We start from the raw sequence: 14,929 nt of genomic DNA, 5'->3' as shown, positions 1-14,929 counted from the left end.
TTGAAAATTCCCCGTTTTGTCACAGATAACGGAACCAATGTCCGATAAAAAACAGGCAACCGTAAAAGAGGACATACGATCTGTTATTTCCATATAAATTGCTATTGTGCTACCTCTTTAGGACACACGAGCCGTATTTTTCTAAGAAGCATTTACATAACAAACCCCTCCCATTGTAAATTCTATGTTAATTCATCTTACTTTGTAGAGGAAATTCATATAGTAGTAAGAAATGATAATAGAAGATACTTACTATTTGTAAACATGCAGGAGGCAGACATGAAAGCATCTGTTCGTAAACCTTTTCTTTTAAAAATGTGGGAGAACTACCCGAAACTATGGAAGTTTCTGATTGATGCAGGGATATTGCTAAAGTACAAAACATTAAAGATTGACAAGCTTCCGAATAAAATTGTATTGTCTTCTTCTACGGTTCTCTTTGTTAATTCAGAGGAAAACCGGGGGAGGGCTTTGTTAATCAGTAATGGGATGACGCAAAAACGAATGACCCGTTTTTGGAGACAGGCTGTACAAGCCATTAATCCAGATATAATCATAGATGTAGGCGTAAATTACGGGGAATGCATTTTCTCAACTGTTTATCCAAGCCACACAAAGATCTACGGTGTAGAAGCGAATAAGCAATTATTTAAGTATATCGAGCAATCGAAGGAAGTTCATCCGAATAAATCACAGATCTTTTTATTTAATACCTTTGCTGCAGATAAAGATGATGAAGAAAAGCTCTTTTTTGTCGATCAACACTGGTCCGGCACATCGTCGGCTTCTTACATGCCGTCTCACCAGATGATTGAACCTATAGCTGTTCATTCAATAACAATAGATTCTCTAGTTCAGGGAAATGCAATCAATAAAACGGTTTTATTTAAAGTGGATGTCGAAGGCTATGAAGCTTTTGTGCTAAAAGGCATGACCGGCATTTTTGATTCCAGCTCGGCCGTGCTTGGTTTTATCGAATTTAATAGTGAATATATCAAAAAATCCGGAATCCCCATCAATGAGTTTTTAGCATTTTTAAATAAGTATTTCACCCTTTACATCTATAGAGCAGATGACAGGTTAGTAAAAGCGAATGGTCTGCAATATGAGAATTTAAAAGAACTATTTAACTCTGACTATATTCATACAGATATGATCCTTGCATCGGATGAGGGGATAATTGAATTTTTGGGCGTGTAAGAATTCAGCGCGCTAAACAGAGAAGTTCGGGGTGTGACAGGCACGCCCCGAATTTTCTTTGTTTCATAAGAATAGTTTGCATTAAGACAAGTAGTTGCGTTAATATTTTCATGGCTTTCCTACTTCTTTTTTTACGGGGAGGACATAGATTTATAGTAATGCTAGGAGTAAAATGAAAGGGGATACACCCGTATTGAATAGGGAGTGTAATTCTTTCAATTCAAATGGAAGAGGAGGAAGATTGGTATGATGAGTTATTTACAGAGGATTGGCCGATCCTTAATGCTGCCGGTTGCCGTTCTGCCTGCAGCAGCCATTTTAATGGGGATTGGTTACTGGGTTGACCCTTCTGGCTGGGGTGCAGGAAGCCCGGTAGCAGCGTTCTTAATTAAAGCAGGAGCTTCTATTCTAGATAATTTAGGAATCCTGTTTGCTGTTGGGGTCGCTATAGGGATGGCGAAGGACCGAGATGGGGCCTCTGCTTTAAGCGGCTTAGTCGGTTTTCTTGTCGTTTATACTTTATTATCGCCTGGTTCAGTTGCCATGCTTCAAGGTGTGGATGCAGCCGAAGTAAACCCTGCTTTTGCAAAAATTAATTTTGGTAACGCATTTATTGGTATTTTATCCGGGGCTATTGCTGCAACCATGTATAATCGCTTTAGTCAAGTTCAATTGCCGGCTGCATTAGCCTTCTTCAGCGGAAAACGATTGGCACCGATTATGACGACTGTTGCTATGTTAATTACTTCTCTTATTTTATTCTTTGTCTGGCCTGTCGTTTATTCTGGCTTAGTTTCGTTTGGTGAAATGATTAGTGGACTTAGTGCAATTGGGGCAGGAATCTATGGATTCTTTAACAGACTATTGATTCCGATCGGCCTGCACCATGCGTTAAACGCTGTGTTCTGGTTTGACGTAGCAGGCATTAATGATATCGGTAACTTCTGGTCCGGTACAGGTGAAAAAGGGGTAACCGGTATGTATCAGGCTGGTTTCTTTCCAGTTATGATGTTTGGTCTGCCTGCTGCAGCGCTTGCCATGTACCATACAGCCAAGTCAAAGAAGAAAAAAATGGTAGCGTCTTTAATGTTAGCTGCAGGTTTTGCTGCTTTCTTTACAGGTGTAACAGAACCAATTGAATTTGCCTTTATGTTCGTTGCTCCATTACTCTATGTAACACATGCAGTTCTAACGGGTCTTTCCTTATTTATAGCTGCTTCTTTTGGATGGACTGCAGGGTTCACTTTTAGTGGAGGATTTATTGACTTCTTCCTAAGTTCGAGATTGCCGCTGGCTAATCAGCCTTATATGCTAATCGTACAAGGACTTGTCTTTGCTGTTATCTATTACTTTATCTTCCGATTCTTAATTAAAAAATTCAATTTAATGACACCAGGAAGAGAAGAGGATTCAGAAGAAGAGACAGCAGGAGATTCAGTAGCCTCTCAAGCTGGAGGCAACAAATTTGCTTCAATGGCTGCTACTATATATGAAGCATTAGGCGGAGACGAAAATGTAACATCCCTAACAAACTGTGTAACCCGCCTAAGAGTCGAAGTAAAAGATTTGGATGCTGTTAATCAGCAAAAAATTAAAAACGCGGGTGTCCACGGTATTAATATCGTAGGTAAAAACAACATTCAAGTTGTTGTAGGAACACAAGTACAATTCGTAGCGGACGAAATTGAAAAGCTGCGCAAATAAAACTCAAGGCGTGAAAGGCACGCCCTGGTTTTTTGTTTCACAACAATAAAAAGGTGCCACCCCCTCTTGCGATGAGGAATTGGCACCTTTTCCATTTTATTTTTCTATATAAAGCTCGCCTAAGATTTTGTTTTGCTTGTACTCTTGTCCGGCGAGTTCTTTTAGAATAAAACCTTCTAGATCATTTGGCTGCACATCATACATAACCTCAATCTCTTTTGCAAAAAGCCGGCCATTTTTTTCAAGAAGTTTGGTTAATGAAGGAACCTGTTTAGCTTGAGGTTCAACTTCAGAGCCTAAAGCCTGTATCAGTCCTTTGACATAGTTTTCAAATGGACGGGAACCCACGATTTTTATGCCTTTATTTTCTTCATTCACCATGATAATGGTTGGAAATCCTCTGACACCTAAACTTCTTGCAAGCGCAAAGTCTTCCATGAGAAGCCTTTGGCCTTGAGATTTTCTCGCTTCCTCTACAATTGCTTTTCCATCAAGCTGAAGCTGATTAACAAGTTCAATTAAAACGCTGTCTTCGGCAATGTTTTGGTTAAAAACAAACACCGCTTCACGGGCTTTCCGCAAAAAGGTATTGGCTAGCTTTTCATCTTTTTGTTGAATGACTTTGAATACCCGCGATGGCGGATAAGATGAATGAACCGGATTGTCTAGCCATAATGTTCCATCAATAGGCATTCGTGAATGTTCTCCGACTTCTCTCCAGTGTGCTGCTACATCGGATGGGGAGCCAATGCCGTTGTTTAGATCAGCAAATCCATCCCAGCTTTCTAGTAATCCCCCCATTAACGTCTGTATGTTAATATATTGGCCATATTGTTCTTCAAATTTATGCAGAACTGGCTCCAGCGCCCAACAGTGTGAGCAAATTGGATCCGTTACATAATAGAGAGTAATCGATTTTTTTGGGGAGGTTAGATCAATTGTTTCAAACGGGTTTTCTCCTGGTAGGCCACAAATACCCGTTTCTAAATCACAGACCATTTGCAGTTTTGTCATTGTATTTCCTCTTTTCTTTTAAAGTTATGTTTATTGTAAACCCTTCTGATATTAATCCTTAAATTGCTTGGCCCATGCCTGAAGCGGGGCAAGTGCTGCGGTTAAGGTTTGACCTTTTTCCGTTAATTGATACGAAATATTTACCTGAGAAGCGGATTGGACATTTTTTTCAATTAATCCATGCTTGATTAATTCAGAGAGTTTTAATGAAAGTGCTCTTGGAGTTATGTCTGTTAAATCTCTTTTTATTTCTGAAAAATGTGCCTCCCGGTTTGGACAAAGAGACAAATAATGAAGAATTAACCCGTTCCACTTCTTGCCTAATATTTGCATCGAGAATTCTAAGTATGGACAAATATTCATGAAATCACCGTCCTTTAGGCTTATTATACATCTGATATAAAAAGTATATCAAGTATAAAGATTATACTAACGGAAGAAAAGAAATCCTCTTGGTAAAATAAATTCTTTACCAAAGAGGACTTTAATAACATATTATTCTTTTTATCAAACAATTTCCACCTGCCGTGTTTCTCTGCCCAAGAACGCAACGGATAATACACCAATAATGATGCTAATACAGAATATCGTAAAGATCACACCGATTGAGTAGCCCGCAGATACCATCGTTCCCACTAGAAGCGGTCCAAGAATGCCGCCAACACGGCCAACTGCTGCAGCCATTCCGGTACCTGTTCCGCGGATAACCGTTGGATATTGTTCAGGACTATAGGCATACAGAGCACCCCATGCACCAAGGTTAAAGAATGACAATAGGATTCCTGAACCCAATAGCACGCCAATCGTTTCAGCGTTCCCAAATACAAGTGCGGAAGCCGCAGTACCCAGCAAATAGGTAACAAGAACGAACTTTCTTCCCATTTTTTCAATCAGCCATGCCGCACTATAATAACCAGGCAATTGCGCCAATGTCATAATCAATACATATTCAAAGCTTTTTACAATGCTGAATCCTTTCATCACCATGACACTTGGCAGCCATAGAAAAATACCATAGTAAGAGAAAACGACAGTAAACCAAAGGATCCATAATACCAGTGTGGATCTGGCATGTTCTTTTGACCAAACTTCCCGTAAGTTTTCCATTATAGAGCGCTTTTCTACTTTTTCTGGAGAAAAAGCAGGGGAATCCGGTAATTTAATCCGTAAGTATATGGCATATAATGCAGGCAGTGCACTAATTACTAGTGCAATTCGCCAGCCGTATTCCGGAATAATAAAGTATGAAATGATAGCAGATAACAGCCAGCCAAAGGCCCAAAAACTTTCAAGCAATACAACAACCCGGCCGCGGTCTTTTGCAGGGACACTTTCCGAAACTAGAGTAGAGGCAACCGGCAGTTCTCCTCCAAGTCCAGCACCAATGAAAAATCTTAAAATTAAAAAGGCTCCTAATGAAGTAGTAAGTGCGGAGATTCCACTTGCAAGTGAAAACAATACTAACGTGATGATAAAAACATTTTTACGGCCGATCCGGTCTGCCCAAAGCCCAAACAGAAGGGCCCCAACCGCCATCCCGATTGAGTTAACACTCCCAATCCAACCCATTTCATCCGGTGTTAATGTCCATTCTGCTGCCAATGCAGTTATGATAAAGGAAAGCATTCCGACGTCCATCGCGTCGAACATCCATCCGGTTCCCGCAATCCCAAGCAATTTTTTTTGAGAAATAGGTTTATCCGCCATTTGTATTCCCCCTTAATAAGGTGTCTTGACACCTGAGTTTACATTAACAACTATAGCCCGTGTCTCGATAAAATACAAGTAAAAAATATTCCAAGAATTATAGAGTTTGATAATGTCTTATAGGATTATAGCTTTTCTTGCTTTATAGAAACTAATTCACACAATATGGAAATACTAATTAGTAATGAATAGGGGATTAGACCTAAAACTGCATTTGGAAAAAATTAGGATTTCTGCATTATGGTTGTTTCTCTGTAAATATGTTATCGTTGCTTTTGTGTTAATATTGATTGTCATTTTGTCACAGATAATTACATTTTTGTGTTGCACAAAAATACAAATCGGTGGGAAAATAGAGGGCGGGACCAATTACCCGAAATTTGTCAAAAAATGTCGATTATATAGTTGAGAGGTTAAATAAGCAATATAGAAAGCTTCGATATGCAGTCGAGGAGAATAGCTCATTTGGGTATTTTACTCAAGAGTAAAAATAGAGGGTGTACTCATTGAAAACAATTTTAATTATCGGTGGCGGAATTACTGGATTATCCGCCATTTACGAATTACATAAGTGGAAAAAAGCAAATCGATCCGATGTAAAATTGATTTTGGCAGAAGCCTCGGACAAGTTAGGCGGAAAAATCCGAACAGCCAAAAAAACCGGATTTATCATGGAGGAAGGGGCAGACTCGATTGTTGCCCGGAAAGAGAATGTCATGCCCTTTATCGAAGAATTAGGAATCGAAGAAGAGGTGGTCTATAATGCAACCGGCAGGTCCTATCTTTATACAGATGGAGAGCTGAAGCCAATCCCGGCTGATGCGGTATTCGGTATTCCCACAAGTATTGAGTCTTTAGCCAAAACGACTCTCGTATCTGCAGAAGGAAAAGTAGAGGCACTTAAAGATTTTTATACCAAAAATGAATCTTTCACCGTTCATGATTCGATTGGTGATTTTCTCGTATACTTCCTCGGAAAAGAATTTGTTGAAAAGCAAATTGCCCCTGTCCTTTCAGGCGTCTATTCCGGGAAACTCAGTGATTTAACGATTGCTTCAACGCTGCCCTATGTTTTCGAATATAAAGAGCAGTACGGCAGTATCATCAAGGGCCTTGAAGCCAATAAAGATAGATATTTAAGCAAAAATGAGAAAAAATTTCTATCCTTTAAAAACGGTCTTTCAACGCTGATTCAAGCGATAGAAGACCGCTTAGAGGATGTTGACATTTTAAAAAATAAACAGGCGAGTCAAATTGTAAAAGCCAATAACCGCTATCAGGTTACCTTTTCCGACGGGGAAACAATCGAGACCGATTACGTGGTTCTAAGTATTCCCCATAATGCTGCTAAATCCCTATTAAATCAGGCGGATCTCAAAACTGAATTTGCACAGTTACAAACCAGCTCACTCATAAGTGTATATATCGGATTTGATATACCAGATCAGCAGCTTCCATTGGCAGGAACCGGGTTTATTGCGCCTAACTCGGACGAATTATCTTGTAATGCTTGTACATGGACGAGTCGAAAATGGGATCACACCACAAGCAAGGGAAATTTGCTGGTAAGGCTTTTTTATAAAAGCAGTCATCCCTCTTTTGAGGTTATTAAAGATATGAATAAAACCGAACTGCTTCAGGTTGCACTGGCAGATATTCAGAAAAGTCTTGGCATAAATGCTGAACCGGTAACAAGTGTCGTAACCAGTTGGTCTGACAATATGCCAACTTACATGATCACACATCCTAACACTGTGAGAGCAATAGAACGAAAGCTTGCTGAGATCTGCCCTGGAGTCTTGCTTGCAGGCTGTTCCTACTATGGTGTTGGGATTCCAGATTGTATTGAGAACGGTAAAGAAACAGCTGAGAAAATCATAAACATGCTCTAAAATTAAGAAAGAGACCACTCTTAAGGCTGGGATATCTGGGCTTGGGTTTTCCTAAGTACGGGTATCCATTTTTATTGTCGGCAATCTAGCAGGATATAGGAAAAAAATAACGAATTAAATGGATAAACAATGGTGCAAAAAGACTACAGCTGGGGGCACATTTTTATGGTCACATACTTAAAGGATATTTTATTAATTGTCTTCTTTATTTTCTCTCCTTTAGTTTTTTATCCCTATATATATAAATGTAAAAATAATATTATTGTATACCGTTCCTTATTGGCGATTCTTTTTTCTGTCATTTTAATTATGGTGATGTCAGTGCCCATCAATATCCAAGGAGTAATCTATGATTTTCGTTCGGTCCCAGTGATTCTTGGTTCCCTTTATGGAGGACCAATTGTCTCTGCCATTTTATTTGGGTTCCTGGTTATTTACCGTTGGATTCTGGGAAACCCAAACATGGCGGTCTACATTGTGTCCCTTATGCCGGCTTTAATTATTGTTCTTTGTACCCTAAAAAAATATAATCCTCTAAAAATAAGGCATAAAATTTTAATGGCTGTCATCCTGTGTTCAGTCATGAAATTACTTACGATTAATATTTATCTTTTGATATTGGGAAACGTCAATGCTGTTCTAAACAATGTCATAGAAACCTTGCAGACATATGTTGTCCAGGCTCTTATCATTGGAGTGGTCGTCTATTTAATTGAAGTTCTGATCCAGTATTACTACATGCAGGATGAGATTTATAAAAGTGAAAAAATTAAAATGGTGAGCGAAATGGCTGCATCGGTTGCACATGAAATACGGAATCCTTTAACTGCTGTAAAGGGCTTTATCCAATTACTGGGCTTAGACCATATTGAGAAGGAAAAGAAAGAGTATTATATGGACATTTGTCTCGAAGAATTAAACCGGGCAGACCTGATTATTTCAGACTATCTTTCACTGGCAAAAACAGAAGAGGGTATTACGAAAAAAATTAATGTGAATGAGGAAGTCAAACATTTAATGAATGTACTCGTGACCTACGCAAACTATAATAATATTAATGTCGAGACCGACTTCTGCAAAGATCATGAAACCTACATTATCGGCGATAGAAATAAGTTCCGACAGGCCTTGATTAATGTTGGCAAAAATGCAATTGAAGCAATGGACGAGGGCGGCACATTATCACTGGAAGTTCACAAATTAAGTAAAACGGTTGCTTTGCGAATACGTGATACGGGTGTAGGAATGACTCAGGAACAAATAAACAAGCTGGGGACACCTTATTATTCGACAAAAGAAAAGGGGACTGGACTTGGCACAATGGTTACCTTTGCCATTATTAAAAAAATGAATGGTAAAATAGAAATTAAAAGCGAACTAAACAAGGGAACCGAATATACCTTTACATTCCCGCTCGTATAGGGATAAATATTTGAATTTAAAAAGAGACGCGTCCGGACGCGTCTCTTTTTAATAAATATGAATGTATAAATCTGCATTTAGATAATTGTCTAGCTCCAGCGCTTTTCGGTCCTGTTCGAGGGACTTCCGCTTTTCTTATTAACTTTTCATCCGCGGATCCAATGCATCGCGAAGGCCGTCACCCATTAGGTTAAATCCTAATACGGTTAGCATAATCGCCACACCTGGGAAGACTAAAGTCCATGGTGCTTGTTGGATATAGCTTCTTGCATCACTTAGCATTCTGCCCCACTCGGGATCTGGTGCCTGAGCACCGAGACCAAGGAATCCTAATGCTGCTGCTTCAAGGATCGCTGTGGCAATACCGAGGGTACCTTGTACTATAATAGGTGTTAAGCTGTTCGGTAACACATGATGGAGAAGAATTCGGGAATCCTTCATTCCGACTGCTTTAGCAGCCATGACATACTCTTCTTCTTTAATACTGATTACTTTTGAACGAACCAATCGCCCAAATGTTGGGACGTTGATGATTGCAATCGCAATCAGGGCATTTTGCAGGGAAGGACCTAAGATCGCGACAATCGCAATGGCTAATAAAATACTAGGGAAGGCTAGCAAAATATCAAACATTCGCGATATAAGCATGTCCACCCAGCGTCCGTAATAGCCTGCAAGAATTCCTAAAAGCGAACCGACAGCTGCAGATGCTAATACGGCAAAAAATCCGACCCATAACGATATGCGTGCACCATAAACAATTCTTGAAAAGATATCTCTTCCTAAATCATCCGTTCCAAACCAATGCTCTGCGGATGGCGGCTGAAGCGTATCAGAAAGGATGGATTCTTTATAGCTGTGTGGTGCGATGAAATCAGCAAAGACCGCAATTAATATGAAAAATAAAACAATACCCGTTCCGACGAGGGCTAATTTGTTTTTTCTAAATTCCTTCCATCCTTCTTTCCAAGGAGATACAACTTTTTCTTCTGCTTGTGGTAAGGAGGCGTTTGAGTTTTGATTTGGAGCCAATTCAGCCATATGCGTTCCCACCTCTTTTCATTCTTGAACTTTTTATTTCTTTATTGATATTTAATTCTTGGGTCAAAGGCGGCGTATAAGAGATCGACGATCAGGTTGATTAAGACGAAAATCGTTGCGATCACTAATACTCCTGATTGCACAACCGGGTAATCCCGGAACTCAATGGCTTCAAAGATGTACCTTCCAATACCAGGCCAGCTGAAAATCGTTTCTGTAAGAATCGCTCCGCCGAGTAACAGCCCCATTTGTAACCCAATCGTAGTTAAAACCGGGATAAAAGCATTTTTTAATGAATGCTTATACACTACCCAGAACATTTTTTGACCTTTTGCCCGAGCAGTTCGGATATAATCTGAACGCATCACTTCTAACATGCTGGATCTTGTCATTCTCGCAATAATCGCCATTGGAATGGTAGCTAATGCAATACTAGGTAAAATCAAATGTTTAATGACAACGCCAAACTGTTCGAAATCTCCTTGAAGCAGCGTATCTAGCAGCAGCAGATGGGTAATCGGTTCAATTGGATCCCGGATATTCTCTCGACCTAACGATGGCAGCCAGTTTAATTCAAGGGCAAATATCCATTGTTCCATTAAACCGAGCCAGAAGATCGGCATCGATACTCCGATTAAAGCAAGGACCATTGCGGTATAGTCAAACCATGAATTTTGGAACCAGGCACTAATAATACCTGCGTTTACGCCAATTACAACTGCGATAATCATAGCAACAAGGGCGAGTTCAAAGGTTGCCGCCAAAAATGGCCAAAGTTCTTCTGAAATAGGCGCTCTTGTTCTTAATGATTCTCCTAAATCACCTTGCAGCAGGTTACCGACGTATTCAAAGTATTGTGTGTACCAAGGCTGATCTAAACCAAGTTGCTCAATAAGGGCTTCTTTAGCTTCAGGAGATGCTTTTTCACCTAAAATGGCATCAGCAGGGTTACCGGGAATGAGGCGAAGCATGAAGAACACAATCAGAGACATACCGATTAAAACAGGAATCAGCATAAGTAAACGACGAATCATGTATCCCAGCATTTTTGTTCACCCCTTTTGTCAAAATGAAAGGGGAGTAGCTAGCTCCCCTAAAAGATCATTATTCGAAATATGCGTTTGTAAATTTATCTAATCCGGTTGGATGTGGTACAAACCCTTTTAGATTGCTCTTAGCCGCTAATGGAGCATTAGCATGTGCAAGTGGAATCCAAGGTGCATCTTCATGAATAATTTCTTGAGCTTGTTTGTATAATTCAACTCTGGCAGCTTCATCTGTTTCAGATTGAGCAGCAATTAAAATATCATGAAGTTCTTGGTTCGCATAACGAGAGTAGTTGTTACCATCGATGCTATCTTGGTCTAATAGAACGTATAGGAAGTTGTCAGCATCCCCGTTATCGCCAATCCATCCAACTAGGAATGATTGAGCTTCACCATTTTGAACTTTTTCTAAGAATGTTGTCCAGTCATAAGTAATGATCTCAACATTAACATTAATTTTTGCAAATTCTGCTTGAATTGCTTCTGCAATTTTTTGTGGTTCAGGCATGTAATCCCGTGGGTTTGTAAAAGTCCAAAGTTCCATATCAAATCCATCAGGATATCCTGCTTCTGCAAGAAGAGCTTTTGCTTTTTCTAAGTCATATTCGTAGCCTTCGATTTCATCGTTATACCCAGGGATAAAGGAAGGCATTGGGTTAACGGCCGCCTCAGCATTACCAGCATAGAAAGCATCAATAATCGCTTGTTTATCAACAGCATGGTTAAGTGCTTGACGAACTTTTGGATCATCAAATGGTTCTTCTTCTGTGTTAAATCCAAAGTACCCAATGTTCATACCTTGACGAAGTAAAAGCTGAAGGCTTGAATCACTTTCAACTTGAGAAACATCACTTGGATTAACTCCATCCATTAGATCAATTTCACCAGTCTTTAAAGCAGTTAATCGAGCTGAGTTATCAGGAATAACACGGAAAATAACTTGCTCTAATTTTGGTTCTCCACCCCAGTAATCACTATTTCTTTCAAGGGTAATCGTGTCGTTACGTTTCCACTCTTTAAATACGAATGGACCAGTACCAACTGGATTTTCTCCAAATGTATCAGGGTTTTCTTCAAGTGCTGTTGGGCTCGCGATTCCGAAAGGACCCATAGCCAGGTTTTTCAAGAAAGGTGCCTGTGGACGCTTTAATTTGAATTCAACTGTGTAAGGATCAACAGCTGTTACTGATTCAATAACATGTCCCGCGTCTTCTTTAAATCCGCCAAACATAGCAGCATAGTAGATGTAAGCCCCGTCAGTTCCGCCGCTCATCCAGCGTTCGAAGTTGTACACAACAGCATCTGCATTAAAATCAGTACCGTCATGGAACTTAACATCTTCACGTAATGTAAACGTATAAGTTAGTGAATCATCAGAAACTTTCCACTCAGTCGCAAGACCAGCAACTACTTCAGTAGATTCTTCTTCATAGTTTAAAAGAGTGTCAAAAATATTTTCTGTTACTTTTAAAGATTCTCCATCTGTTACAACAGCTGGATCAAGGGATGTGGAATCAGCACCACGTCCGTAAATTAAAGTAGTTTGAGCAGCATCATTATCAGAATTAGAGCCGCCATCACTTGAATCATCTCCACTGCTGCATGCAGCAAGTACGAGAGACAAAGCGAGTAATAGTACAAATGATTGTAAGAAACGCTTCTTCATCATTTTTCCCCCTTATATTTTTGTTTATATTTGCTCTTCTCCATAAAGATGGCAGGCGGTAAAGTGGCCAGGCTCAACTTCTTGGAGAGTAGGAACAACCTCTTTACAAATGGACAGCGCTTTCGGACATCTAGTGTGGAAAGGACATCCTTTTGGCGGATTCGATGGACTTGGCACATCTCCTCCTAAAATAATTCTTTCTTTTTGATAAGCTGGGTCTGGAATTGGAACTGCTGATAGCAATGCTTCGGTATAAGGATGCTTGGGATTGTCATACAATCTTTCGCTATCACTTAGCTCTACAATTCTTCCTAAATACATAACCCCGACTCTATCGCTTATATGTCGTACGACTCCCAGATCATGAGCAATAAACAAGTACGTTAAATCAAAGTCTTTTTGCAGATCCTCAAGCAGATTCAATACTTGCGACTGAATCGAAACATCGAGGGCTGAAACTGGCTCGTCCGCGATTATCAGTTTTGGCTTTACCGCAAGTGCGCGGGCAATCCCAATGCGCTGCCGCTGACCGCCACTAAATTGATGCGGATATCGTCTTGCATGATAGGAACTCAAACCGACAATATCAAGCAGTTCACGTACCCGTTTTTTTCTTTCCTGTTTGTTCCCCATCCCATGGACAATTAATGGTTCTTCAATAATTCTTTCTACAGTATGTCTTGGGTTTAGAGAAGCAAATGGATCCTGGAAGACCATTTGAATGTCTTTCCGCATTTTTCTCATTTCTGCATTGGAAAGAGTGGTTAAATCTTTGTCTTCAAAGAGGATTTGCCCTCCTGTTGGTTCAAGCAAACGCATGAGCATGCGACCTGTGGTGGATTTTCCGCAGCCGCTTTCCCCAACTAAGCCTAGCGTTTCCCCTTTAAGAAGACTGAAAGAAACTCCGTCAACGGCTTTGACTGCACCTGTTTGCTTCTGTAAAAGTCCGCTTTTTATCGGAAAGTGCTTTTTAAGATCTTTCACTTCTAAGAGTGTTTCAGGCATATGTTCTCCTCCTTTCCTTATCTAACTCAACTTGATGCACCCTGAAGGAGTAGTGACGCTTTCCCGTCCTCATGCAGTAAACATCTAGCTCTATGATTATTTCCAACTTCTATTAAACTAGGAGATACTTCTCTGCATTTTTCTGTTGCAAAAGCACATCTAGGTGCAAAATGGCACCCTTTTTTAATAGAACCTGGAGTTGGAACATTCCCGGGAATGGAATATAACCGCTCTTTTTTCGTACGCACATCCGGTACTGAATCAATTAATCCCTTAGTATATGGATGCTGCGGGTTTTTGAACAGGCTTTCCGTATCGCCTTCTTCCACGACTTTTCCTGAATACATAACCGCAATTCGGTCACACATTTCAGCCACAACACCGAGATCGTGAGTAATCATAATAATAGAGGTATTTAACTCTTTATTAAGCTTTTTCATTAATTCAAGAATTTGGGCTTGAATCGTTACATCCAGTGCAGTAGTGGGCTCGTCCGCAATTAATACATCAGGTTCGCAAACCATGGCCATTGCAATCATGACCCGCTGCCGCATTCCTCCAGAAAGCTGATGCGGATATTCATCGATCAACTCATCAGCCCTAGGAAGTCCAACAAGCTTTAAGAACTGAATCGCACGATCTCTAGCTTCTTTTTTAGAAATCTTATTATGTATGAGGATGGCCTCGACCAGCTGGTTCCCAATCTTAAAAACAGGGTTGAGAGAGGTCATTGGCTCTTGAAAGATCATCCCGATTTTATTTCCGCGAATCTTTCTCATTTTCTTTTCGGAATATGTAACAAGATTCTCGCCGTTAAATAAAATTTCTCCATCAACAATTTTTCCAGGATGCTGAACTAATTGCATAATAGATAAGGAGGTTACACTTTTCCCGCAGCCAGACTCACCAACGATTCCAAGGATTTCTCCTTTTTTTAGATGAAAATCAACACCGTTAACAGCCGGAATCGGTCCTTTATCTGTTATAAAGTGAGTTTTTAACCCTTTGACTTCTAAAATAGTCTCTTCCATGATATCCCCCCTTTTTATTATTCCGAAATAGTTAATACAATTTTTAGAAAATATTAAACAATGATAATTATTATACTCCTTTAGTGCTTTTCTGCAAGGAGATTCGACATTTTTTTTATTTTATAAATATTTTGAATTGACATAAGGACGATATAAAGCTTGATATATAGGGACTTATTACCCATTCGACAAATCCGGGAA

The 14,929-nt window shown here is 39.8% G+C and carries 12 protein-coding genes; 4 read left to right on the top strand and 8 right to left on the bottom strand.

Features of this window, described 5'->3' with window-relative positions; translation table 11 throughout:
• The first annotated feature begins 279 nt into the window (after positions 1 to 279).
• On the top strand, positions 280 to 1,200 hold the full coding sequence (locus CRO56_RS10990) for an FkbM family methyltransferase (protein WP_179714254.1): 921 nt from the start codon (positions 280 to 282) through the stop codon (positions 1,198 to 1,200).
• Between the two features lie 246 nt (positions 1,201 to 1,446).
• Positions 1,447 to 2,904: an N-acetylglucosamine-specific PTS transporter subunit IIBC gene (nagE, locus tag CRO56_RS10985; protein ID WP_097158676.1), complete on the top strand. Its 1,458-nt coding sequence runs from the start codon at positions 1,447 to 1,449 to the stop codon at positions 2,902 to 2,904.
• Positions 2,905 to 3,000: 96 nt separating this feature from the next.
• Here the strand turns inward: nagE and CRO56_RS10980 are convergent, their stop codons facing one another.
• From CRO56_RS10980 to CRO56_RS10970, 3 genes are all read right to left on the bottom strand, one after another.
• On the bottom strand, positions 3,001 to 3,918 hold the full coding sequence (locus tag CRO56_RS10980; RefSeq protein WP_097158675.1) for a DsbA family protein: 918 nt from the start codon (positions 3,916 to 3,918) through the stop codon (positions 3,001 to 3,003).
• A gap of 51 nt (positions 3,919 to 3,969) precedes the next feature.
• Positions 3,970 to 4,281, bottom strand: coding sequence for a winged helix-turn-helix transcriptional regulator (locus CRO56_RS10975; protein ID WP_097158674.1), 312 nt, complete (start codon positions 4,279 to 4,281; stop codon positions 3,970 to 3,972).
• A gap of 144 nt (positions 4,282 to 4,425) precedes the next feature.
• The gene (locus CRO56_RS10970) at positions 4,426 to 5,625 is read right to left on the bottom strand and encodes an MFS transporter (protein WP_097158673.1); all 1,200 of its coding nucleotides are present in this window, start codon (positions 5,623 to 5,625) and stop codon (positions 4,426 to 4,428) included.
• A gap of 506 nt (positions 5,626 to 6,131) precedes the next feature.
• On the opposite strand from CRO56_RS10970, the gene hemG reads away from it, so the two are divergent.
• Positions 6,132 to 7,517, top strand: coding sequence for a protoporphyrinogen oxidase (gene hemG, locus CRO56_RS10965; protein WP_097158672.1), 1,386 nt, complete (start codon positions 6,132 to 6,134; stop codon positions 7,515 to 7,517).
• Between the two features lie 165 nt (positions 7,518 to 7,682).
• Complete coding sequence (locus CRO56_RS10960) at positions 7,683 to 8,939, top strand: ATP-binding protein (RefSeq protein ID WP_179714253.1); 1,257 nt, start codon at positions 7,683 to 7,685, stop codon at positions 8,937 to 8,939.
• Between the two features lie 138 nt (positions 8,940 to 9,077).
• Here the strand turns inward: CRO56_RS10960 and nikC are convergent, their stop codons facing one another.
• The 5 genes from nikC to CRO56_RS10935 are packed head-to-tail and all read right to left on the bottom strand — an operon-like array spanning position 9,078 to position 14,728.
• A complete protein-coding gene (nikC, locus tag CRO56_RS10955) occupies positions 9,078 to 9,980 on the bottom strand; it encodes a nickel transporter permease (RefSeq protein ID WP_097158670.1) in 903 nt (300 codons plus the stop codon).
• Between the two features lie 41 nt (positions 9,981 to 10,021).
• Positions 10,022 to 11,026: an ABC transporter permease gene (locus tag CRO56_RS10950; protein ID WP_097158669.1), complete on the bottom strand. Its 1,005-nt coding sequence runs from the start codon at positions 11,024 to 11,026 to the stop codon at positions 10,022 to 10,024.
• A gap of 58 nt (positions 11,027 to 11,084) precedes the next feature.
• On the bottom strand, positions 11,085 to 12,695 hold the full coding sequence (locus tag CRO56_RS10945) for an ABC transporter substrate-binding protein (protein ID WP_097158668.1): 1,611 nt from the start codon (positions 12,693 to 12,695) through the stop codon (positions 11,085 to 11,087).
• A gap of 21 nt (positions 12,696 to 12,716) precedes the next feature.
• Complete coding sequence (locus CRO56_RS10940; RefSeq protein ID WP_097158667.1) at positions 12,717 to 13,697, bottom strand: ABC transporter ATP-binding protein; 981 nt, start codon at positions 13,695 to 13,697, stop codon at positions 12,717 to 12,719.
• A 26-nt stretch (positions 13,698 to 13,723) separates the two neighbouring features.
• Positions 13,724 to 14,728 (bottom strand): ABC transporter ATP-binding protein, encoded by a 1,005-nt coding sequence (locus CRO56_RS10935; RefSeq protein WP_097158666.1) that lies wholly within the window; start codon positions 14,726 to 14,728, stop codon positions 13,724 to 13,726.
• Between the last annotated feature and the right edge of the window lie 201 nt (positions 14,729 to 14,929).

The sequence above is a fragment of the Bacillus oleivorans genome (assembly GCF_900207585.1).
GTDB lineage: Bacteria > Bacillota > Bacilli > Bacillales > JC228 > Bacillus_BF > Bacillus_BF oleivorans.
This window is presented reverse-complemented; position numbering and strand designations above follow the sequence as displayed.